General features: G+C 35.0%; 25 protein-coding genes. 23 read left to right on the top strand and 2 right to left on the bottom strand.

Translation table 11 applies throughout. The features are described 5' to 3' along the window. Window positions 1–170 precede the first annotated feature (170 nt). On the top strand, window positions 171–1,061 hold the full coding sequence (locus FS935_RS04530; RefSeq protein ID WP_146946367.1) for a patatin-like phospholipase family protein: 891 nt from the start codon (window positions 171–173) through the stop codon (window positions 1,059–1,061). Here FS935_RS04530 and FS935_RS04525 read toward each other — a convergent pair. Beyond that, on the bottom strand, window positions 1,058–1,435 hold the full coding sequence (locus FS935_RS04525) for an SA1362 family protein (protein ID WP_146946366.1): 378 nt from the start codon (window positions 1,433–1,435) through the stop codon (window positions 1,058–1,060). The genes FS935_RS04530 and FS935_RS04525 overlap by 4 nt on opposite strands. Before the next feature lie 42 nt (window positions 1,436–1,477). Beyond that, the gene (locus FS935_RS04520; protein ID WP_146946365.1) at window positions 1,478–2,428 is read right to left on the bottom strand and encodes a DUF1385 domain-containing protein; all 951 of its coding nucleotides are present in this window, start codon (window positions 2,426–2,428) and stop codon (window positions 1,478–1,480) included. Window positions 2,429–2,745: 317 nt separating this feature from the next. Between FS935_RS04520 and FS935_RS04515 the strand changes: the two genes are divergently transcribed. The 22 genes from FS935_RS04515 to FS935_RS04410 form a co-directional block, all read left to right on the top strand. Further along, entirely contained in the window at window positions 2,746–3,276 is a 531-nt protein-coding gene (locus FS935_RS04515) for a YqhR family membrane protein (protein ID WP_146946364.1), read from the top strand. Between the two features lie 320 nt (window positions 3,277–3,596). Further along, a complete protein-coding gene (aroQ, locus tag FS935_RS04510; protein WP_146946363.1) occupies window positions 3,597–4,037 on the top strand; it encodes a type II 3-dehydroquinate dehydratase in 441 nt (146 codons plus the stop codon). Between the two features lies 1 nt (window position 4,038). Next, entirely contained in the window at window positions 4,039–5,100 is a 1,062-nt protein-coding gene (locus tag FS935_RS04505) for a M24 family metallopeptidase (protein ID WP_146946362.1), read from the top strand. Window positions 5,101–5,241: 141 nt separating this feature from the next. Next, window positions 5,242–5,799, top strand: coding sequence for an elongation factor P (efp, locus tag FS935_RS04500; protein ID WP_146946361.1), 558 nt, complete (start codon window positions 5,242–5,244; stop codon window positions 5,797–5,799). An 820-nt stretch (window positions 5,800–6,619) separates the two neighbouring features. After that, window positions 6,620–6,901: a YqhV family protein gene (locus FS935_RS04495; protein WP_146946360.1), complete on the top strand. Its 282-nt coding sequence runs from the start codon at window positions 6,620–6,622 to the stop codon at window positions 6,899–6,901. Between the two features lie 91 nt (window positions 6,902–6,992). Then, window positions 6,993–7,913 (top strand): stage III sporulation protein AA, encoded by a 921-nt coding sequence (gene spoIIIAA / locus FS935_RS04490; protein ID WP_146946359.1) that lies wholly within the window; start codon window positions 6,993–6,995, stop codon window positions 7,911–7,913. Beyond that, window positions 7,910–8,425: a stage III sporulation protein SpoIIIAB gene (gene spoIIIAB, locus FS935_RS04485; protein WP_146946358.1), complete on the top strand. Its 516-nt coding sequence runs from the start codon at window positions 7,910–7,912 to the stop codon at window positions 8,423–8,425. Before spoIIIAA ends, spoIIIAB begins: the two co-directional genes overlap by 4 nt. Window positions 8,426–8,446: 21 nt before the next feature. After that, window positions 8,447–8,653: a stage III sporulation protein AC gene (gene spoIIIAC, locus FS935_RS04480; protein WP_026558844.1), complete on the top strand. Its 207-nt coding sequence runs from the start codon at window positions 8,447–8,449 to the stop codon at window positions 8,651–8,653. Next, window positions 8,629–9,060, top strand: a complete 432-nt coding sequence (gene spoIIIAD / locus FS935_RS04475) for a stage III sporulation protein AD (RefSeq protein ID WP_193559348.1) — start codon at window positions 8,629–8,631, stop codon at window positions 9,058–9,060. Before spoIIIAC ends, spoIIIAD begins: the two co-directional genes overlap by 25 nt. 52 nt (window positions 9,061–9,112) lie before the next feature. Beyond that, a complete protein-coding gene (gene spoIIIAE / locus FS935_RS04470; protein WP_146946463.1) occupies window positions 9,113–10,318 on the top strand; it encodes a stage III sporulation protein AE in 1,206 nt (401 codons plus the stop codon). Window positions 10,319–10,331: 13 nt separating this feature from the next. Beyond that, a complete protein-coding gene (gene spoIIIAF, locus FS935_RS04465; RefSeq protein ID WP_146946356.1) occupies window positions 10,332–10,985 on the top strand; it encodes a stage III sporulation protein AF in 654 nt (217 codons plus the stop codon). Continuing rightward, window positions 10,975–11,634, top strand: a complete 660-nt coding sequence (spoIIIAG, locus tag FS935_RS04460) for a stage III sporulation protein AG (RefSeq protein WP_146946355.1) — start codon at window positions 10,975–10,977, stop codon at window positions 11,632–11,634. Before spoIIIAF ends, spoIIIAG begins: the two co-directional genes overlap by 11 nt. Before the next feature lie 3 nt (window positions 11,635–11,637). Further along, a complete protein-coding gene (locus FS935_RS04455) occupies window positions 11,638–12,285 on the top strand; it encodes a SpoIIIAH-like family protein (RefSeq protein WP_146946354.1) in 648 nt (215 codons plus the stop codon). A gap of 771 nt (window positions 12,286–13,056) precedes the next feature. After that, the gene (gene accB, locus FS935_RS04450) at window positions 13,057–13,560 is read left to right on the top strand and encodes an acetyl-CoA carboxylase biotin carboxyl carrier protein (RefSeq protein WP_146946353.1); all 504 of its coding nucleotides are present in this window, start codon (window positions 13,057–13,059) and stop codon (window positions 13,558–13,560) included. A 12-nt stretch (window positions 13,561–13,572) separates the two neighbouring features. Then, window positions 13,573–14,925 (top strand): acetyl-CoA carboxylase biotin carboxylase subunit, encoded by a 1,353-nt coding sequence (gene accC / locus FS935_RS04445; protein WP_146946352.1) that lies wholly within the window; start codon window positions 13,573–13,575, stop codon window positions 14,923–14,925. Between the two features lie 24 nt (window positions 14,926–14,949). Continuing rightward, entirely contained in the window at window positions 14,950–15,360 is a 411-nt protein-coding gene (locus tag FS935_RS04440; RefSeq protein WP_158638531.1) for an Asp23/Gls24 family envelope stress response protein, read from the top strand. A gap of 454 nt (window positions 15,361–15,814) precedes the next feature. After that, a complete protein-coding gene (gene nusB / locus FS935_RS04435) occupies window positions 15,815–16,207 on the top strand; it encodes a transcription antitermination factor NusB (protein WP_146946351.1) in 393 nt (130 codons plus the stop codon). Between the two features lie 26 nt (window positions 16,208–16,233). Continuing rightward, window positions 16,234–17,091 carry a bifunctional methylenetetrahydrofolate dehydrogenase/methenyltetrahydrofolate cyclohydrolase FolD gene (gene folD / locus FS935_RS04430; RefSeq protein ID WP_146946350.1) on the top strand — a complete coding sequence of 286 codons (858 nt, stop codon included), beginning with the start codon at window positions 16,234–16,236 and terminating at the stop codon, window positions 17,089–17,091. Between the two features lie 283 nt (window positions 17,092–17,374). After that, window positions 17,375–18,727 (top strand): exodeoxyribonuclease VII large subunit, encoded by a 1,353-nt coding sequence (gene xseA, locus FS935_RS04425; protein WP_146946349.1) that lies wholly within the window; start codon window positions 17,375–17,377, stop codon window positions 18,725–18,727. Beyond that, complete coding sequence (locus FS935_RS04420) at window positions 18,720–18,974, top strand: exodeoxyribonuclease VII small subunit (protein ID WP_146946348.1); 255 nt, start codon at window positions 18,720–18,722, stop codon at window positions 18,972–18,974. Before xseA ends, FS935_RS04420 begins: the two co-directional genes overlap by 8 nt. Beyond that, window positions 18,971–19,855 (top strand): polyprenyl synthetase family protein, encoded by an 885-nt coding sequence (locus tag FS935_RS04415; RefSeq protein WP_146946347.1) that lies wholly within the window; start codon window positions 18,971–18,973, stop codon window positions 19,853–19,855. The genes FS935_RS04420 and FS935_RS04415 overlap by 4 nt, the downstream gene beginning before the upstream one ends. 616 nt (window positions 19,856–20,471) lie before the next feature. After that, window positions 20,472–21,302, top strand: an 831-nt coding sequence (locus tag FS935_RS04410) for a 1-deoxy-D-xylulose-5-phosphate synthase N-terminal domain-containing protein (protein WP_240050813.1), incomplete at its 3' end; no start/stop codon positions are given.

Raw genomic sequence — 21,302 nt, 5'->3', positions numbered from 1 at the left:
GGGTAAATACTTATGTCCCATCCTCGTTTTTTAATTCGCATTTGGTTTCAATCCAGCATTGACATTTACATTGTGTGCTGTCTGGAATAGCTTTTAACATCTTATAATAGCTCCTTAATGGTCTATTTTCTAACTAGAGTACTTACACTATATATGAGGGGGGAGAGATGATGTATATTGATGGTGTTTTCTCAGGCGGTGGAATTAAAGGCTTTGCGCTTATTGGTGCTTATAAGGAAATAGAAAAACGCGGCTTTACATTTAAACGTCTTGCTGGAACAAGTGCTGGCTCAATCATCGCCTCGTTTATTATTGCAGGATATACAAGTGATGAAATACTCGAGTTAATGGATGAAATTGATTTGAAAACATTTTTAGATAAGCGTAAATCCTTGTTATCACTCCCTTTTACAGAATGGATTTCTCTTTATTGGAACTTAGGTTTATATCGAGGCGTTAAACTTGAGGAGTGGCTTATATCAAAGCTTAAGGCAAAAGGGATTTCTACTTTTGCAGATATTCCACCGGGAAGTTTAAGAGTTGTTGCTTCAGATTTGACCAATGGACGGTTAATAGTCTTACCAGATGATCTTGTTGAATATGGCATCAATCCAGATTCGTTTTCGGTCGCTAGAGCAATTAGAATGAGCTGCAGTTTACCTTATTTTTTTGAGCCGGTAAAGCTGACTACTTCATCTGGTGTTAATATAGTTTGTGACGGTGGTGTGCTTAGTAATTTTCCTATTTGGCTATTTTACCAATCTGAAAAGCCTTATAAAATAACACGACCTGTACTTGGTATTAAGCTTAGCTCAAGTGAAAAAGATCGAATGAAAAAGAAAATAACAAATGCGATTGATATGTATGGAGCGTTATTTGAAACGATGAAAGAAGCTCATGATGGAAGACATATATCTAGTCGTCATGAAAAGGATATTGTATTTATTCCTGTTGATGACATTGTAACCACTGAATTTGAATTGAACGAACAAAAAAAACTAGCTCTAATTGAGCTAGGTAGGAGTCGAACAAACAAATTTCTAAATACGTGGACGTATTAGAAAAATGCTCGATTTTTCTTTTTGCCTTTTTTTCCTTCAATAACGGTTAAATGGGATGGCTGTTTTTTCTTCTTAACTGCAGAGGTTTTTGATGATCTTTTTACTTGTGAAATATTTTTAACATTTGAAGCACGGGTATTGCGGTCATCATAGCGTTTTTTTGATTGTTTAACTGCTTTCGCATAGGAAGTATTTTCTTTTCCCATTCGCTTTTTCATAAAAAGGCGATAAATTAGATAAATAGCGCCAGCTAAAACTGTATAAATAGCAATTTGTTTCAATAGCCATAATGGATCTGATACTAATGTTGTAATTACACCTATTATACCTAATGAAATGATAACCAAGACAACACCGTTCATGCGTCGATTCATAAAACCACCTCCAATAAGGATACCAGTCAACAAATGTTGAAGTTAAACAATTTGTTCAGAAGATGCTGTTTCTGTCTCTTTTTCCATACGTAAAAGTTCATTGAAGCTAGCAATTGCTACCTCAACTTGGTCATTTGTAGGTTCTTTTGTTGTTAATAATTGTAACCATAATCCAGGATAGCCTAAATATCTTAATACAGGAAGATCACGAACTTTGTTCGTAAGCTGTAAAACTTCAAAGGAAATTCCAAGTACTACAGGGATTAATGCTAAACGATTAACAACCCTTGACCATAATGGTTCAGTAGGGACTAGTGTATAAACAAATACACCAACAATAACAGTAAATAAGATAAAGCTACTGCCACATCTGTAATGTAAACGAGAACTGTTCTGTACGTTTTCGACAGTTAGAGATAAGTTACTTTCATAAGCATTTATTACTTTATGTTCTGCACCATGATATTGAAAAACACGTCTAATTAATGGTGTAAAGGAGATAGCATATATATATGCTAGTAATAATAATAGTTTGAAAGCGCCTTCGACTGCGATTTGCCCAAAATCTGACGGTACTAGAGGTCGTAAAAATTCTGCTAGGAAAACAGGTAGTAGTGTAAAAATGACTTTACCAAAGAAAAATGATAGAACACCAACAGCTGCAATGCCTAACCACATTGATAGCTTTGAATCATTTTTCTTTTTTTCTTCTATTATTTGTTCATCTTCTTCTGGATTAACTTCAAATCTTTCAGTTGAAAAATTCAAATGCTTCGATCCATTAGCACTAGCTTCAATAATTGCGACAATTCCACGTAAGAAAGGAATTTTCTTTAGTTTTGTTAATGCATTTTGCTTTTTTCTAGGTACATGAAAATAATCAATGGATTCATCATTTCTGCGAATGGCTGTTACATAATGATGTTTGCCACCAAACATAACTCCTTCAATAACAGCTTGCCCACCATATGCGGGCTTATTTTGATTTGACATCTGACACCAACCTACCTATCTATTCTAATTCTTATTTTAATTAACTAACGCTAAAATTTATTTTAACCATTATCTCTATAATACAGAATTTAGACAGAAACCTCTAGAGAGATGTTTAAAGTTGATAATATTAAGTTAATTTAAGGTAAGAATAGGTGCTTATATAGATATTTCTAATGGTTGGTAAACATTCCTTTATTTACATTATACCCATGCTTTTAATAACTAGACATGTAAATTTAGATGTTATAAAAAAGTTCATTCGTAACATGCTCAATTAGAAAAATGGACATAGTAATTAATGGAGGTGTTACAAGATGACGGATAAAAAAGATCTAACTGAAGAACCAAAAACGAAAGATAACCCTAAACTTGAACAAAACAAACAGGAGCAGCCCGCCTCAGCTATGGGTAAAGTCATCTCTATTGGCTTTATCGGAGGCGTGTTTTGGAGCACGTTAGCATATTTTGCTTATTTTTTGAATTTTACTGAAGTTAGTCCAAATCTTATTCTTCAACCTTTTGCATTGGGAGATTGGAAGGAAGGTACATTAGGAAACATCATTAGCATTGTTTTAATTGGAGTTGTGTCAATTGGAGTTGCTTTAGTTTATTATGCAATTTTGAAAAGGTTTCAATCTATGTGGGTAGGAATTGCGTTTGGAGCAGCTCTATGGGCACTTGTCTTTTTTATATTAAACCCAATCTTTCCTAATTTAGATACTGTTTATGAATTACCTCGAGGTACAATTGTAACGACTGTCTGTTTCTATATTTTATATGGTGTTTTCGTCGGTTATTCCATTTCTTTTGATTATAATGAATTTCAAACAAGTACTGAAAGCTAAAGGGAAAACGTAGTATGACAGTAACGGGTTATGATAGAATGTTCATGTGATGAACATTCTATTTTTTATGGAAAGGCTCTGTTAAACTTTGTTGTTGATTTCCGTTACAGGCATTCGCTTTCCGCGGGCGGTCCGGGAGCCTCCTCGGCGCTAGCGCCTGTGGGGTCTCCCTTTGACACGCTTCTCCCGCAGGAGTCTCATGCCTTTCACTCCAATCAACAAAGTGTTAAAAATCAACATTAAGCTTTAACATAGCTTATGGAATAGAAATTGATCAAAATTGGTTATTAACATATTGGTTTTAGAAATGAGGTGTGAAGTTGATGAGAATTATCGTAATAAATGGGCCAAACCTTAACCGACTAGGTGTGAGGGAACCAGGTGTGTATGGCTCAAAAACACTAACAGATCTAGAACAGAGGTTACTGGTTTTTGGAGATGTAGAAGGAATAGATGTTTCGTGTTTTCAGTCTAATCATGAAGGAGACTTGATTGATGCGATTCACGAAGCTAATGATCAGTATGAAGGAATTATCATTAATCCAGGAGCATTTACACATTATAGTTATGCGATTCGTGATGCTATAGCAAGTGTAAACATCCCAACAATAGAAGTACATATATCAAATGTTCATGCAAGAGAGGATTTTCGCCACACATCAGTTACAGCTCCGGTGACTATGGGCCAAATTGTTGGATTAGGCTTTAAGGGCTATGAGCTGGCAATGTTAGCTTTAAAAGAACAACGAGGAGGAAAATAAGATGAAGCTCGAAAAACTACGAAATCGCTTTAAAGAACTATCGATCGATGGGTTATTAATTACAAGCAATTATAATAGAAGATATATGACAGGTTTTACAGGAACTGCTGGAATTGCAGTTATATCAGAAGACCGTGCTGTATTTATTACAGATTTTCGCTATACTGAACAAGCTTCAAAAGAAATTGACGGATTTGAAATTGTCGAGCACAAAGGGTCAATAATTAATGAAGCTGCTACAATAGTTGAAAAGATGGGTATTAAAAAGCTAGGCTTCGAGCAAGATCACCTTACATATCAATCATATTCTTTATATCATAATGCATTGAAGAATCTTGAGTTTATTCCTGTATCAGGAGCTGTTGAAAAGTTACGCTTGATTAAGTCACCTGCAGAGATTAAGATATTAAAGGAAGCAACCGAAATCGCGGATGCTGCTTTTAAACATATCTTAACCTTTGTTAAAGCAGGTATAAGAGAAATCGATGTTGCAAATGAGCTTGAATTTTTCATGCGAAAAAATGGTGCTGTTTCTTCTTCTTTTGACATTATTGTAGCATCAGGTTATCGCTCAGCTTTACCACATGGTGTTGCAAGTGACAAGGAAATAGAAAAAGGTGATTTTGTTACATTAGATTTTGGTGCATACTATAAAGGTTATTGCTCTGATATTACTCGTACATTTGCTGTTGGAGATCCATCTGATGAACTAAAGAAAATATATGCAACAGTGCTAGAAGCACAATTACGAGGTATGAATGGGATCAAACCTGGCATAACAGGAAAAGAAGCAGATGCATTAACACGTGATTATATAAAGAAACAAGGATATGGGGAATACTTCGGTCATTCTACAGGTCATGGACTAGGTATGGAAGTACATGAAGGTCCAGCGCTTTCTTTTAAATCTGACACTGTTCTTGAAACAGGGATGGTTGTTACGGTAGAGCCAGGGATATATGTAGCAGGACTTGGTGGCGTAAGAATTGAAGATGATACTGTCATTACTGAAACAGGTAATGAGTCATTATCACATTCACCAAAAGATCTCATTATATTGTAATATGGAAGACATGTTCTTTACATATAGAATATGTTTAAGCTCTATGGTTAACAGACAGGAGCCGGCATATAAAGAATAAATCAAGGTATTAAGAACTAATTCTTAATCCCTTATTCAGCTATTTTTAGGAGGATTTTTTAAATGATTTCAGTTAATGATTTTCGTACAGGCTTAACAATTGAAGTAGATAACGGTATTTGGCGTGTAATGGATTTCCAACACGTAAAACCTGGTAAAGGGGCAGCTTTTGTTCGTTCTAAACTTCGTAACCTACGTACAGGTGCGGTTCAAGAAAAAACATTCCGTGCTGGTGAAAAAGTAGCAAAAGCACAAATCGAAACACGTAGAATGCAGTATTTATATGCAAACGGTGATCAACATGCTTTCATGGATACTGAAACATACGATCAAATCGAATTAAACTCATCACAAATTGAACATGAGTTAAAATTCTTAAAAGAAAATATGGAAGTTCAAATCGCTATGTTCGGTACAGAAACTCTTGGAGTAGAATTACCAAACACTGTTGAATTAGAAGTAACTGAAACTGAGCCAGGAATCAAAGGTGATACTGCTTCAGGTGGTACAAAACCAGCTACAGTAGAAACTGGTTTAACAGTTCAAGTTCCATTTTTCATCAACCAAGGTGACCGTCTAATTATCAACACATCTGAAGCTTCATATGTTTCACGTGCGTAATTAAATAATAAGGTACTTAACTGTTTCCGAGTAGGGGTACAAAAAAGTAAATCCTAACAAAAAAAGCGTGAATTCACAATCGAATTCGCGCTTTTTTTTGTTGGGAATTTAACGAATAGGGAATTTTTAAGACTTTCTAATTGTAATTAATAAACAGTTTCTTAGTGTGAAGGGCTTGTTGAAAAAATTGAACTATCTGCTAAAACAAATCTTAAACTGAATTTAGTTATTAATACTAAATTAAAACATCCTAAAGTTAGGAAAATTTTTCAATAGTTGATGATCATATTTTGTTAAGAGGAATGGAAATGCCCAGTTAATTAATGAATATGTATTATTGAGTGCGCACATATGTCCTATGTCTATTAAATATGAAAAAAATAATTAAAAGTTTTCAATTATCGATTTGAATTTGAAATACCCCAATAACCTATTTATAAGGAATTTAAGGTACAAAAAAATTAGTGGAATGGAGCGTAAGACACTTGACTCCAGCGGGAGGTAGAGGAAAGGTCGAGACCCCACAGGCGCAGCCGAGGAGGCTTGACTTCCTCCCCGCGGAAAGCAAGTGTCTGCAGCGAAATGAAACGGACTAGTTTTTAAGTCTATCTATATTATATATACACTGAATCAAAGCAGCCTTAACTCTTAAAAAGCCTCCAATTAATAACTCTTTGCTCACTTTCTATTTTCCATTTCGGAAACATCACTACTTTAAAAGATAAATTATTCATCCCTCAACTCTTTCATTTTCAAATACTTGTCTAAATTCCTCTTTAAGTGCATATGGTGTAAAAACTGTATCGCTAAGGAGGAGACTATGAAACGTTTTTTCGGACATTTTGATTCTACTGTTTTAACTATGGCTGGACTTCGAATTTTATCAGCATCTATCGAATTAACAGCTGCGATTTTAATGCTTGTTTTTAATGATGTCAAAAAAGCAGTAACGATTAATTCCTTACTCGCAATTGTTGGACCGGTAATCTTTATCGTAACAATGACTATTGGTATTTTTCATATTGCTGATCAACTATCATATGCAAAACTACTATTTATTGGACTTGGTGTGTTTTTTATTTTATTTGGTATTTATAAGTAGGTTATAAGAAAAACTTCCTGACATTTAAGTCATGAATGTGGCCAAGCATGCATACATTGATAGTAACGAATTGATTAATAGGGGGAGCTTTATGAAAGAAATTATTGAAATGCTTCCAGAATCAATTAGTAACGAAATAAAAAAAATACATCCTGCTAGTTTACAGCGTATTGAGGAAATTCGAATTCGTGTGATGAAAAGGGTGGAAGTTACAATTGTCGGGAATCCTGTATTTCTTTCATATGTTGTGACATATGATGATTCAATGAATTTACTAAACGAATTAAGTCATTATTCAATTTACACACTTGAGGATGAGTTGAAAAAGGGCTATATAACAGTTCGTGGTGGACATCGTGTTGGCCTTTCTGGAAGAGTCATTACGGAGAATGGACGAGTTAAAGCAATTCGAGATGTGACGTCCTTTAATATAAGAATTGCTAAACAAAAGATAGGGATCGCAGATAAATATGTTCCCTTTCTTTATGAACAAAGATGGTTGAATACGTTAATCATTGGTCCTCCACAAACTGGGAAAACGACAATGCTAAGGGATTTTGCCAGATTAATAAGCAGCGGCTATAAAGAAATTGATTCAAAAAAAGTTGGAATTATTGATGAAAGATCTGAAATTGCAGGCTGTGTAAAGGGTGTTCCACAGCATCAGCTTGGCGAACGAGTCGATGTACTTGATGCTTGTCCTAAGGCAGAAGGCATGATGATGATGATTCGTTCTATGAGTCCAGACGTTTTGGTTGTTGATGAAATAGGGACAATTGAAGATGCTGATTCAGTATTAGAGGCTGTTCATGCTGGAGTTCAATTATTTGTCACAGTACATGGATATAAAATGAGTGAGTTAAGAAATCGTCCAAGCTTAAAGCCATTATTCGATGCTAACGTATTTGACCGGTATATGGAATTAACTAGAAAAGAAGGACCTGGTACTGTTCAACAAATTCTCAATAAAAGTGGTCAGCAATTATTAACTGAAAGAAGTGTGACAACATGATTAAGTGGGTCGGTGCGATTTTAATTGTCATTGCCACAACATGGGTCGGGTTTGAAGCTGCCAAGCATTTAAGCGAAAGAACGCGTCAGATTAGGCAGTTAAAGGTTGCTCTTCAATCACTGGAAGCGGAAATTATGTATGGGCATACTTCTTTAATTGTCGCGGCGCAGAATATTTCCAAGCAAACACCAAAACCGTTAGCTTGGTTTTTTGAACAATTTGCTGAAAAATTACTAATAGGTCATACAAGTGTAAAGGTAGCATGGGAAGAGAGTCTTCAAGATATCTGGAAGTTTACAGCATTTAAGCAAGGAGAATACGAGGTTTTAAAGCAGTTTGGAGAAACCTTAGGACAGCATGATCGAATTTCTCAACAAAAGCATATTAAATTAACATTAACACATCTTGAACGAGAAGAAGCAGATGCAATCGATCGACAAACTAGATATGAGCGAATGGTAAGAAGTTTAGGTGTTTTAACAGGCGTACTGTTAGTTATTTTATTGATGTAGTAGTCGAAGGGAGTCTTAGCAATGGGCGTAGATATTAACACGATCTTTCAAATTGCCGGGATAGGAATCGTCGTTGCATTCCTTCACACAATTTTAGATCAAATGGGAAAAAAGGAATATGCACAATGGGTAACTCTTATTGGCTTTATTTATATTTTGTTTATGGTGGCATCAATTGTAGATGATTTATTTAAAAAGATTAAATCTGTCTTTCTTTTCCAAGGGTAAAGGGGGCGCTCTCAATCGAAATTATCCAAATAGTTGGCCTAGGATTAATTGCTACATTTCTAGCTTTAATCGTTAAAGAACAAAAACCAACCTTTGCCTTTATGCTTGTTGTGTTCGTTGGATGTGTTATTTTTTTGTTTTTAATAGATCAAGTTTATGAAATTATTCGTATGGTTGAAAGAATTGCCTTAAATGCGAATGTGAATTTAATCTATGTAGAAACAATCTTAAAAATTATTGGTATTGCCTACATAGCTGAGTTTGGTGCCCAGATTACGAAGGATGCTGGACAAGGTGCCATTGCCTCAAAAATTGAATTAGGTGGAAAAATCTTAATTCTTACAATGGCGATACCAATTTTAACGGTTATTATCGAAACAGTTCTTGAAATGATACCAGGAACATAAAACGATAGATTACTAGAAAGTGTTTAGCTGGAGGTGTAATTTATTGAAAAAAATGCTTACTTTAATGACCTTACTTTTTATCTTTCTATTCAACCCAATAGATGTACAAGCTTTAACAACACCTCAGCAAGTAGAAAATACAGAAGCCGAAGAAGCGGAAGCTGTTGATCCTAGTACGTTTGTAAATGATTCAGTGGAGCAACTTGATATTGATGAAATTAAAACCTACTGGGACAAAGTTATGACAGAGTATGGTGGTTTTTTACCTGAAAGTCAAAAAGGAAGCTTACTTCAGTTTTTAAGTGGAGAAAAAGAATTATCTTTTCAAGAATGGATGAAAGCATTATTGAAATTTATGTTTCATGAATTAATTGCAAATGGAAAGCTATTAGGTACATTAATACTTTTAACTATTTTTAGTATGCTTTTGCAATTATTACAAAATGCGTTTAATCAAAGCACAGTGAGTAAGGTAGCATACGCTCTTGTTTACATGGTGTTAATAATAATTGCATTAAATAGTTTCCATGTAGCGATTGAATATACAAATGATGCAATTCATGCGATGACAAACTTCATCTTGGCTTTAATTCCTCTTTTATTAGCATTAATGGCATCGGCAGGTGGTATTGCTTCTGCAGCTTTTTTCCATCCAGTTATTATTTTCCTTATGAATACAAGTGGATTACTGATCCAAAATATCGTACTACCTCTGCTGTTCTTATCAGCATTATTATATATCGTTAGTACATTAACAGATCAATATAAAGTAACCCAGCTTGCTGGATTACTTAGAAACATAAGCATTGGCTTGTTGGCTTCATTTTTAACTATTTTTCTCGGTGTAATCTCTGTGCAAGGAGCGTCAGCAGCAATTACAGATGGCATTACAATTCGAACGGCAAAATTTATAACAGGAAACTTTGTACCAGTGCTAGGAAGGATGTTTACAGATGCTACTGATACAGTGATAAGTGCTTCAGTTTTACTGAAAAATACAGTAGGGGTATTAGGAGTGGCAGTTTTATTATTTATTGCGGCTTTCCCAGCAATAAAGGTATTATCTTTAGCTTTCATTTATAAATTTGCTGCTTCCATTTTACAGCCACTTGGTGGTGGACCAGTTATTGCTTGTTTGGACATTATAAGTAAAAGCGTTATCTATATTTTTGCCGCATTAGCAATTGTTTCATTGATGTTTTTCTTGAGTTTAACTGTCATCATAGCAGCAGGTAATTTAACGATTATGATGCGATAGGGGGGAATCTACTATGTCATTTTTAACTGAATGGATCACCAATATTATCGTATTTATTTTACTAGCTGTGGTGATAGATCTCCTGTTACCTAATTCATCGATGCAAAAGTATGCAAAAATGGTTATTAGTCTCTTATTAATCATCGTTATTATTAATCCAATCTTTAAATTATTTTCAAAAGATATGAATGATGTACTCTCAGAATTTACGATTACATCAGCCTCTGAAAACGAAAACACAAAAAATTTAATAGAATTTCAAAAAAAAGAAATACAAGCCTCACAACGTGCATATATTTTAAAACAGATGGCTGTCCAAATGAAAACAATGGCAGACGAGGAGCTGGTGGATAAATATGATGTCATGATTGATAAGGTCCTTCTTTCCGAATCAAACCAAGTCGCAAACATTCAGTCTCACAAAGATTTGCAAGAGATCCAGGTGGTTCTAAAACAGAATCAACAGGATCAAGTAGTTGAAAATGGAGATGTTGATACCGTTAAGCCGGTTTCAATTGATACATCAAGAATCATACCAAAGGATGATGCAGGAGACGAAGTGGATGCAGAAAAAATTGCAGCAGCACTAGCAGAAATTTGGGAAGTAGAAGTAGAAGTCATCAAACTCCAAGTGGAAAGGGGGGAGGAGTCAGTAGATGAGCAATAAAGAAACGCTTATGCAAAAGCTTAAATCTTTACTTGGCCAGTCAGATTCTAAAAAACCATCTAAATATCATTATTTTATTCTTGTTTTTATATTAGGTATTGCCTTCATGTTAGTTAGTAATCTATTTACTAGTGATACTAATCAAACTCAAGAAGCTCTACCTACAACTTCAACAAGTGCAACAGAAGAAAGCACTGAAGTATTTAAACAAGAAAAAAGCAGTAATTCAGGCTCCATCTCTGATTATGAAGATGAATATGAAAATCAGCTTAAAGAGGTATTAGAAACAATATCTGGTGTTGGAGATGTTTCTGTCGTGGTGAATGTTGATGCTACTGCTCAGAAAATAATCGAAAAAAACCGGGTAAATCAAACTCAAGTAACGAAAGAAACCGACCGTGAAGGCGGAACAAGAGAAGTAGAAGATCAATCAATCGATGAAGAAGTTGTCATTATTCAGGATGGAGAAAAGCAGACTCCACTTGTTATACAAACGAAAAAACCAGAAATTCGTGGAGTTCTAATATCTGCTGCTGGAGCTGACAACATTCATATAAAAAAAACAATTATCGAATCAGTTACTCGGGTATTAGGTGTTTCTAGTCACCGAGTAGCAGTAGTCTCGAAAAAAATGAAGGAGGATGAATAGATTATGTTGAAAAAACAAACAGTTTGGTTATTAACAATGCTAAGTTTAGTGGTGGTTTTATCTGTGTATTATGTGACAAGTCCAGAAGGTGGAGCAGGTAATATGGCAATGACTGGTGAGAAACAGGCTAATGATGCTACAGCAACTGAGGAAACAACAGAACAAGAGCCTGCAAAAGAGGGCGCTGAAGAAGGAACAGAAGAAGGCACTGAAAATGGTGAAGAAGCTGAAGTAGAAGGTGAAGTTCAAACAGAAGAGTTTGAAGATGGAACAGTTATTTCTAGTGTAACAAATGCAAGTGATGAATTATTTACAGAGCTTCGTTTACAATTAGATGATCAACGTAATGAGTTAAAAGAGCAATTACAAGCTATTGTAGCAAGTAATGATGCTTCTCCAAATGAAAAGAACGATGCTTACGATGAAATGGAAGCTTTAACAGATGCAGCTAAAAAAGAGAGCATTATTGAAACTCTTATTAAATCAAAAGGGTATGATGATGCTTTGGTAAGAGCAGATGGTAATAATGTGAAAATTACTATAAAAGCTAAAGAACATGACAAATCTTCTGCTAATAAAATTATGGCGCTTGTAAGTGAAGAGATGGATAATATGGAAGATGTAATTGTTACATTTGAGCCTGCTCAGTAATAGATTAATAACAAATGGTCAATCCTATAATTGGGATTGGCCATTTGTATGATAAAAACTTTCAAATTGACTTTGACTTTGAAAGGAAAATTACAATGTATAAATTTATTTAAGAACTTTATGTACATATAGTTGTGTTCTAACAAGGGATGGTTAATTGAGCTCCAGGTTGCTCGCTTTCCGCGGGGCGGGCGGTGAGCCTCCTCGAAGCAAAGCTTCTGCGGGGTCTCACCTGTCCCGCTGCTCCCGCAGGAGTCTCGCACCTTCCGCTCAATTAACCATTGCTACCATACCTAGTTACTTACAAAACAAAGACCATTTATATTTCACTCTTAAGAATGATGGATTTTCTAAAGGAAGTTCCTTTTTATAAGATTAAAATGTATGCCACCCATGATTATTATTCGATAAAAATTATTGTTAACTTTTTAAAGAAAAACAGGAACAACCATAGTACATACAATCAAGTATATGAAATCTCAAAAGATAAAAAAATAATTTCATTATACAAAAGAAAAACTTGCTTCAAAACAATATTACTTCTATTCAAATTACCGTTAAATATAGCTGGATTTATTATAAAAACAACACCAAAGAAAACTTTAATAATTAGATTAGATATAAAATAGGTACAATTGTTGTTGAATTTGTTTAGGGTTATATCGTAAGATAGAAATATAAGACTTAGTTTTAGTACTAGATTATAATTTTTAAAGAGATCGTGTATTTTGACTTTAATACATGATTATATGATTGAAGGGGTGCCTAAGCATGCTAAAAATACAAGAAATAAGAGAGATCATCAAACTAATCGATCAATCTTCTATTAACGAATTTTCATTTGATCAAGATGGTACAAAAATTAAAATGAAAAAACAATTACAAGAAGTAGAAACAGTTGTCCGTAACTCAGTTGCACCTGCTGTTGAAACAATTCAGGCACAGCCAGTTACACAATCTGCACCTGTTGCTCAACCTGTTGTTGAAGCGGTAAAGCAAGAGGAAAAAGTTGAAGCAAGTGCTGATACATCAAATTTACATAAAATTACTTCACCGATGGTAGGAACTTTTTATGCCGCATCTTCACCAGATGTTGGTAACTATGTAGAAGTTGGATCAAAGGTGACAAATGAAACAGTCGTTTGTATAGTTGAAGCGATGAAACTCTTTAACGAAATTGAAGCTGAAGTTAAGGGTGAGATTGTTGAAATACTTGTACAAAATGGACAACTTGTCGAGTATGGTCAACCTCTATTCCTTGTAAAGCCTGAATAAGGAGCTTATAAAATGATAAAGAAATTACTTATTGCCAATAGAGGAGAAATTGCAGTTCGAATTATTCGAGCTTGTAAAGAACTTGATATAGAAACTGTAGCAGTTTTTTCAGAAGCTGATCGTGAAGCATTACATGTCCAATTGGCTGATGAAGCTTATTGTATAGGACCAAAGCTATCAAAAGACAGTTATTTAAATTTCACAAATATTATTAGTGTTGCAAAATTGACAGAAAGTGATGCGATTCACCCTGGTTATGGATTTTTAGCAGAAAATGCTGATTTTGCAGAGCTTTGTAGTGAGTGTAATATCATTTTTGTTGGCCCGAGTGCAGATGCGATTTCAAAAATGGGTACAAAAGATGTGGCAAGGGAAACAATGCGTAAAGCCGGCGTTCCAATTGTTCCTGGTTCAAAAGGAATTATAGAAGACGTAGAAGACGCAAAAAAATTAGCCAATGACATGGGCTATCCTGTTATAATTAAAGCAACAGCAGGTGGCGGTGGTAAAGGTATCCGTGTAGCAGCTGATGAGCAAGCACTAATCAAAGGTATTCAAATCACTCAACAAGAAGCTGCAACAGCCTTTGGTAATCCTGGTGTTTATATTGAGAAATATATTGAGGATTTCCGCCATGTTGAAATTCAAGTAATGGCAGACACACATGGTAATACGATTCATTTAGGTGAACGTGATTGTTCAATTCAGAGAAGGTTACAAAAATTAATTGAAGAAACTCCATCTCCAGCACTTGATCAAGAAATCCGTGCACAGATGGGAGATGCAGCTGTAAAGGCTGCTGAAGCAGTTGCATACACTGGTGCGGGTACAGTTGAATTTATATTCGACCATGTGAATAAGAAGTTTTATTTCATGGAAATGAATACACGAATTCAAGTAGAACACCCCGTAACTGAAATGGTGACAGGAATTGATTTAATTAAGGAACAAATTAAAGTTGCATCTGGTGAGAAATTATCTGTTACTCAAGATGAGGTTACCTTTAACGGATGGTCAATTGAGTGTCGTATTAATGCAGAGAACCCAGCTAAAAATTTCATGCCTTCACCAGGGAAAATCGCGATGTACTTGCCGCCAGGTGGTCTAGGTGTTAGAGTAGACTCAGCAGTTTATCCAGGCTATTCAATTCCACCATACTATGATTCAATGATCGCAAAATTGATCACATATGGCGCAACAAGGGAAGAAGCGATTGCACGAATGAAGCGTGCACTAAGTGAATTCGTGATAGAAGGTATTTCTACAACAATTCCGTTCCATTTAAAATTATTAGAGCATGAAAAATTTGTAAGTGGGGATTTTAATACAAAATTCCTTGAATTGTATAAAGTAATGGAATCGTAAAAAACACATGGAGGTGCTAAAACCTTGAAAGATACAAATAATGTATTAGAAATGAATCAAGAAAACAATGGTTTAGGCAAGGTGGAAATTGCTCCAGAGGTAATTGAAGTAATTGCGGGTATCGCAGCTTCTGAAATTGAAGGCGTTGCTTCAATGCGCGGTAATTTTGCTGCAGGTGTTGTTGAACGACTTGGTAAGAAAAACCATGGTAAAGGTGTAAAAGTGGATCTTACAGAAGAGGGAATTATTATTGAAGTTTATTGTGTAATGATATTTGGTGTTTCAATTCCAACAGTTGCACAAAAAATTCAAGACAATATCCGTCAAGCATTACTTAACATGACTGCTTTAGAAGTAAACGAAGTAAACATTCATGTTGTAGGAATCCAATTTGAAACAAAAACTCAGGATGTTGAAATAGATCAAGAAATGTAAAAGGTTATTTTACATTAATTAAAATATAGATAGAAGCAAAACAAAACCAGAGGGTTAAACTCCTTTGGTTTTATTTGTTTTAAATTTGCTCTTTTGTATAAATGTATTCAAAATTTTTTGGGGTTTATCCATGTATTAGGTATAGAACATGTTTAAACATCCAAGATTATTGAATAAAGGAGAAACGGATTAGTTGTTTTAGTAGGGAAATGGGAGATCACTAGAGCCTAGCTTAAGAGAAGGCTCCCGAGTAAAATAACTTATTTTTCCCTAGGGAAGCAAAAATCTCTAACTGGAATCAACAGCTAAGTTTAGCAAAGCATGAAAATAAAAGCCTTTTCATATGGGAATTATTTAAAACAATCCATTTTCGGCATGAATCTAAAAGACAGATATGGTATGATCACTTTATGACATTTTCGACATTTTTAAACATTAAAGGAGCAAGTAAAGAATGAAGCGAAGAACAGCGAGAGAAAAGGCACTACAGGCGTTATTTCAAGTGAATGTAAGTGATACAGATCCGAACGAAGCAATCGAACATGCGTTAGAAGAAGGAAATCAAGATGAATTTATGAATAAGCTTGTTTTTGGTTCTATTGAGCATGAAGCAGAATTAGACGAACTCATTACACCACATTTAAAAAATTGGACAATCGATCGGTTAGCTAATATTGATATTACAATTCTACGTATGGCAGCATATGAATTGAAATACGAAGAAGATATTCCGAAAAATGTAACAATTGATGAAGCGGTTGAGTTGGCTAAAGCATTCGGGGATGATCATTCTAGTAAATTCGTCAACGGTGTTCTCTCTAAAATTAAACAAAACCTAGAGGGTTAATCACTAGTATCGAGGAGGAATTAGGAATGGCAGCAATCATAATTGATGGAAAGCAATTATCCACATCCAAAAGAAACGAATTAGCAAAAGAGGTAGAACAAATTAAAGAGAAGGGTCTACTTCCGAAGCTTGTTGTTATTTTAGTAGGAGATAATCCTGCATCACTATCTTATATTAGAGGAAAACAAAAGGCAGCAGAAGAGATTGGGGTAGGATTTCAGTTAGAGCACTACCCAGAATCATTTACAGAAAAGGAATTGCTTGATGTAATAGAAAATTACAACAACAATGATGAGTATCATGGGATTTTAGTTCAACTTCCACTTCCTGCTCATATCGATGAAACAGCTGTTGTGGAGACAATTTCTCCTCTGAAGGATGTTGATGGATTCCATCCGGTAAATATTGGACGTATGATGACTGGCCAAGAAACGTTTTTACCTTGTACACCAGCTGGAATCGTTGAAATGATCAAATCTGTTGGTGTTGAAATCGCCGGAAAGAATGTTGTTGTTGTTGGAAGAAGTAATATAGTTGGTAAACCTGTAGGACAGCTTCTACTGAATGAACATGCGACTGTAACGTATTGTCATTCAAAAACAAAAGATCTATCTTCTTTTACAAAAGAAGCAGATATTTTAGTTGCAGCTGTTGGACGAGCTAATTTTATTAAAGGTGAAGACATTAAACCTGGAGCTGTTGTTATAGACGTGGGAGTTAACCGACTTGATACAGGTAAGCTGTGTGGAGATGTAGTTTTTGAAGAAGCTAAGGAAGTGGCAAGTTACCTTACTCCGGTTCCAGGTGGAGTTGGTCCAATGACAATTACTATGCTAGCTCATAACACAGTACAATCTGCAAAACAATTTCTTACAAAAAAGTAATATTTTTTAGCGGATACTGCGGGGTTTGCGGCATAAGTCTAGACCCTGCAGGCCTGGCTGAGGAGGCTCAATTTCCTCCCGGTTGAATTTTGTTTCTGAAACAAATAATTACTTTACATATTAAATAACAAACAATCAAAATACCTTAAATAAAGAGTTTCACACAAAGGGTTTGACTTTAAACAGAAAACAAAATATAGGCTTTTGTAACCCTAAAAGCTATATACCGTTCTGTTGGGGTCTGACCCTTTGCTTGTGCATGTAATAAAAAGGAGGTTGTAAAATGAGTGAAATAAAATATGTAACTGTTACAGCCTTAACAAAATATATAAAGCGAAAATTTGATGTTGATCCACATTTATCGGACATATGGATAAAAGGAGAAATATCAAATTTTAATTTACATAGCCGTGGGCATATGTACTTTACACTTAAAGATGAAAAAGCGCGAATACAAGGAGTTATGTTTGCAGGTGCAAATAAATCTCTAAAATTTAAGCCAGAGAATGGTATGAAGGTTTTATTACGCGGAGAAATATCTGTTTATGAACAAAGTGGTGGATATCAGGTTTATGTTAAAGAAATGCAACCAGATGGTATTGGAAGCTTGTATTTGGCATATGAAGAATTAAAGAAAAATTTACAAAAAGAAGGGTTATTTGATACGATTCATAAAAAGCCAATTCCGAAATACCCGAATCAAATAGGTGTTATCACCTCTCCTACAGGGGCAGCTATTCGCGACATTTTAACAACCATTAATCGAAGATTTCCAATGGCAAAAGTGATATTAATTCCTGCTTTAGTTCAAGGTGTTCAAGCCGGAGCATCTGTAGCCAAAGCAATTAAAACAGCAAATGCGTTAGAAACGCTAGATGTATTAATTGTCGGTCGTGGTGGAGGATCAATTGAAGAGCTTTGGGCTTTTAATGAAGAAATCGTTGCTAGAGAAATCTTTGCTTCACAAGTACCTATTATATCAGCAGTTGGACATGAAACTGATTTTACTATCGCAGATTTTGTGGCAGATTTACGTGCACCGACTCCAACTGGAGCTGCTGAGCTTGCTGTACCCCATTTTAATGAGTTATTAGACCGGATTTCAGATCGTAAAAACAGATTGAAAAGATCTATTCGGGAAAAGATAACCTCAAATCGAGACAAACTTTCCCATTATCAAGGCTCTTATGCATTTAGATATCCTAAACAGCTTTATCAACAAAAAGAGCAACAATTGGATACGATTGTTGATCGATTGCAAAAAGAAGGTCGTAGAGCTATTACTCATAAAAAAGACTCCTATGTAGCTCTAAAGAACCGACTTGGAAATGAACATCCTTCTGATCAAGTGAAAAGAGCAAACGAAGCATATCTGTCTTTATTGAAGAAATTGAATCGAGAGATGTCTTCTGTGTTAACACATAAAACCTCGCAATTTAAAGCAACAATTGATAAACTTAATGCATTAAGTCCACTGAAAATTATGGATAGAGGATATAGTATTGTGTATCAAGAGAAGCAGCTCATCAAAAGTATAAATCAAGTACAATCAGGCCAAATGCTCAAAGTGCAGCTTAAAGACGGTCAGCTTGATTGTCAAGTAAAGGGAATAGAGGAGCGTACAATTAATGAGTAAAGATAAGGAACTAAAAGAAGAAGAAGTTTCATTTGAACATGCTATGCAGCAGCTTGAAGAAATTGTTGGGAAGCTTGAGGAAGGAGACGTACCTTTAGAAAAAGCAATTGATTATTTTCAAAAGGGAATGGTCCTCTCAAAGCTTTGTCATGACAAGCTACAGCATGTTGAAAAGCAGATGGATTTTATTTTACGAGAAGATGGTGAATTAAAGCCATTTGAATTACAGGAGGAAGAAAAATCGTGAGTAGTGTATTAAGCGATTTTTTACAATCTCGAAAAAAAACCATTGAAACACGACTTCCAGATTATATAAAAGAGCTTGAGGCTCCAGAAACAATTAAAGAGGCAATGCTTTATTCACTCAAAGCGGGTGGAAAACGTTTAAGACCAATTCTTGTGCTTGCTTTGCTTCACACGTATGGTAAACGTGAGGAGTTAGGAATTGCAACTGCGTGTGCGATTGAAATGATTCATACGTATTCACTAATTCATGATGACTTACCGTGTATGGATGACGATGATTTAAGAAGAGGAAAACCAACCAATCATAAAGTCTTCGGTGAAGCAGTTGCCGTACTAGCAGGTGATGGATTATTAACACAGAGCTTTTCTTTAATAGTCAATGATCCCTATTGTTCGCAAGAAAATAAACTTCGACTTGTTTCAGAGCTTGTTAATGCAGCAGGTGCACAGGGAATGGTTGGAGGGCAAATTGCTGATATGCAAGGTGAAGCGAAAGCCTTAAGTCTTGAGGAACTTCAGTCAATACATGAAAATAAAACGGGTAAATTGCTACAATACAGCATTATTTCTGGTGCTATTTTAGCAGATGCTCCTGAAAATGATATTGAAAAACTCCGAAAAATTGGGTATCATCTTGGACTTGCCTTTCAAATTCGAGATGACATATTGGATATCGAAGGAAACGAACAAATTATAGGAAAACCTGTTGGCTCTGATACATTAAATGAAAAAACAACGTATCCGAAAATTTTAACGATGCAAGGTGCTAAGGCGAAGCTGGATGAGCATATAACGCAAGCAAAAAAATTGATAGATCATTTATCTGTTCAATCATCTATTCTTGTTCAAATCTGTGAGTTAATTGCAAAAAGAGATCACTAATAAACAAATTGCGAAATGATGTAAACCGTTTCCATAGGTAACGGTTTTTTACTGTTTTTCAGGTGCTTTTCGTAAATAAATTCATGAAGTGGCGTTTTGCATAGAATACTTTGGTAAAGGCAGATGAAACAAATTCATTAACAACCTAAAAATAATTTAAAAGAAACAAAGTGTGCAAAGAGCATTATGAAATAAAACAATAGCTTTAAAATCCATCGATTTTAAAGCTATTGTTTCAAAGTAATATAAACTAGAAACTTCCATTGAGTTATTTTGTTCACTATAATTTTCATAGTGACATAAAACATTGTAATTAGAACAATTTTATGGTAAATTTTCTTTGCTTGATCATCGGTTTATAATAGGTATTTTAATTAGATAATAATTTGATAACTACATTATATTTCGTAAAGATATGTTTTATTTAAAAAGCGTGCTTCACATCAAAACTGACAAAAAATATAGCTAGTACCCTAAAACGTTTTCAAATAATGGGATTTTACGTTAAAATAGACAGATAACACAAAAATATAATGCTAATTGGCTATAGAGCCTATAAATAACCTACAAACAATTGACTATAAGAAACAAATTGAATCGAAAGTGAGTGATCCATTTGGATCTTCTATCCATTAAAGACCCGAGTTTTTTAAAAAAATTATCAAACCATGAATTAGAAAAGCTAAGTGCGGAAATTCGCCAATTTTTAATCGAGAAGCTAGCTGACACTGGAGGACATATTGGTCCAAATTTAGGTGTTGTTGAATTAACTATTGCTCTTCATAAAGTATTCGATAGTCCAAAAGATAAGTTCCTTTGGGATGTAGGGCATCAATCATATGTTCATAAAATTTTAACAGGCCGTGCGGGTCAATTTGATACATTACGTCAATATCAAGGCTTATGTGGTTTTCCTAAGCGTTGTGAAAGTGAGCATGATGTATGGGAAACAGGTCATAGCTCTACTTCGTTATCTGCTGCTATGGGTATGGCTATTGCCAGAGATTTGAAAAAATCAAAGGAGCATGTTATACCAATTATCGGAGATGGTGCTTTAACTGGTGGAATGGCACTTGAGGCGCTTAATCATATTGGTAGTGAAAAGAAAGATGTTATTGTTGTGTTAAATGACAATGAAATGTCAATTGCACCTAATGTTGGGGCGCTTCATAATGTTCTTGGGCGCTTACGCACAGCAGGTAAGTATCATTGGGTTAAAGATGAGCTTGAATATTTACTGAAACGTATCCCGGCAGTAGGTGGAAAGCTTGCTTCAACCGCTGAGCGTGTTAAAGATAGTTTGAAATATTTATTAGTGTCAGGTGTGTTTTTTGAGGAACTAGGATTTACGTACCTTGGACCTGTAGATGGTCATGATTATGATGATTTATTCGAAAATCTTCAATATGCTAAAAAAACACCAGGCCCTGTATTACTACATGTCATT

Origin of the sequence: Metabacillus litoralis, assembly GCF_007994985.1 — a bacterium.
GTDB lineage: Bacteria > Bacillota > Bacilli > Bacillales > Bacillaceae > Metabacillus > Metabacillus litoralis.
This window is presented reverse-complemented; position numbering and strand designations above follow the sequence as displayed.

Bases quoted from the DNA above. Each gene is read 5' to 3' on its own strand.
- FS935_RS04515 (WP_146946364.1), top strand. From the start codon at position 2,746: ATGACGGATAAAAAAGATCTAACTGAAGAACCAAAAACGAAAGATAAC.
- accC (WP_146946352.1), top strand. From the start codon at position 13,573: ATGATAAAGAAATTACTTATTGCCAATAGAGGAGAAATTGCAGTTCGA.
- accB (WP_146946353.1), top strand. From the start codon at position 13,057: ATGCTAAAAATACAAGAAATAAGAGAGATCATCAAACTAATCGATCAA.
- xseA (WP_146946349.1), top strand. From the start codon at position 17,375: ATGAGTGAAATAAAATATGTAACTGTTACAGCCTTAACAAAATATATA.
- spoIIIAA (WP_146946359.1), top strand. From the start codon at position 6,993: ATGAAAGAAATTATTGAAATGCTTCCAGAATCAATTAGTAACGAAATA.
- FS935_RS04455 (WP_146946354.1), top strand. From the start codon at position 11,638: ATGTTGAAAAAACAAACAGTTTGGTTATTAACAATGCTAAGTTTAGTG.
- FS935_RS04420 (WP_146946348.1), top strand. From the start codon at position 18,720: ATGAGTAAAGATAAGGAACTAAAAGAAGAAGAAGTTTCATTTGAACAT.
- FS935_RS04530 (WP_146946367.1), top strand. From the start codon at position 171: ATGTATATTGATGGTGTTTTCTCAGGCGGTGGAATTAAAGGCTTTGCG.
- spoIIIAF (WP_146946356.1), top strand. From the start codon at position 10,332: ATGTCATTTTTAACTGAATGGATCACCAATATTATCGTATTTATTTTA.
- spoIIIAC (WP_026558844.1), top strand. From the start codon at position 8,447: ATGGGCGTAGATATTAACACGATCTTTCAAATTGCCGGGATAGGAATC.
- spoIIIAB (WP_146946358.1), top strand. From the start codon at position 7,910: ATGATTAAGTGGGTCGGTGCGATTTTAATTGTCATTGCCACAACATGG.
- FS935_RS04505 (WP_146946362.1), top strand. From the start codon at position 4,039: ATGAAGCTCGAAAAACTACGAAATCGCTTTAAAGAACTATCGATCGAT.
- nusB (WP_146946351.1), top strand. From the start codon at position 15,815: ATGAAGCGAAGAACAGCGAGAGAAAAGGCACTACAGGCGTTATTTCAA.
- spoIIIAG (WP_146946355.1), top strand. From the start codon at position 10,975: ATGAGCAATAAAGAAACGCTTATGCAAAAGCTTAAATCTTTACTTGGC.
- efp (WP_146946361.1), top strand. From the start codon at position 5,242: ATGATTTCAGTTAATGATTTTCGTACAGGCTTAACAATTGAAGTAGAT.
- FS935_RS04525 (WP_146946366.1), bottom strand. From the start codon at position 1,435: ATGAATCGACGCATGAACGGTGTTGTCTTGGTTATCATTTCATTAGGT.
- spoIIIAE (WP_146946463.1), top strand. From the start codon at position 9,113: ATGCTTACTTTAATGACCTTACTTTTTATCTTTCTATTCAACCCAATA.
- FS935_RS04495 (WP_146946360.1), top strand. From the start codon at position 6,620: ATGAAACGTTTTTTCGGACATTTTGATTCTACTGTTTTAACTATGGCT.
- folD (WP_146946350.1), top strand. From the start codon at position 16,234: ATGGCAGCAATCATAATTGATGGAAAGCAATTATCCACATCCAAAAGA.
- FS935_RS04520 (WP_146946365.1), bottom strand. From the start codon at position 2,428: ATGTCAAATCAAAATAAGCCCGCATATGGTGGGCAAGCTGTTATTGAA.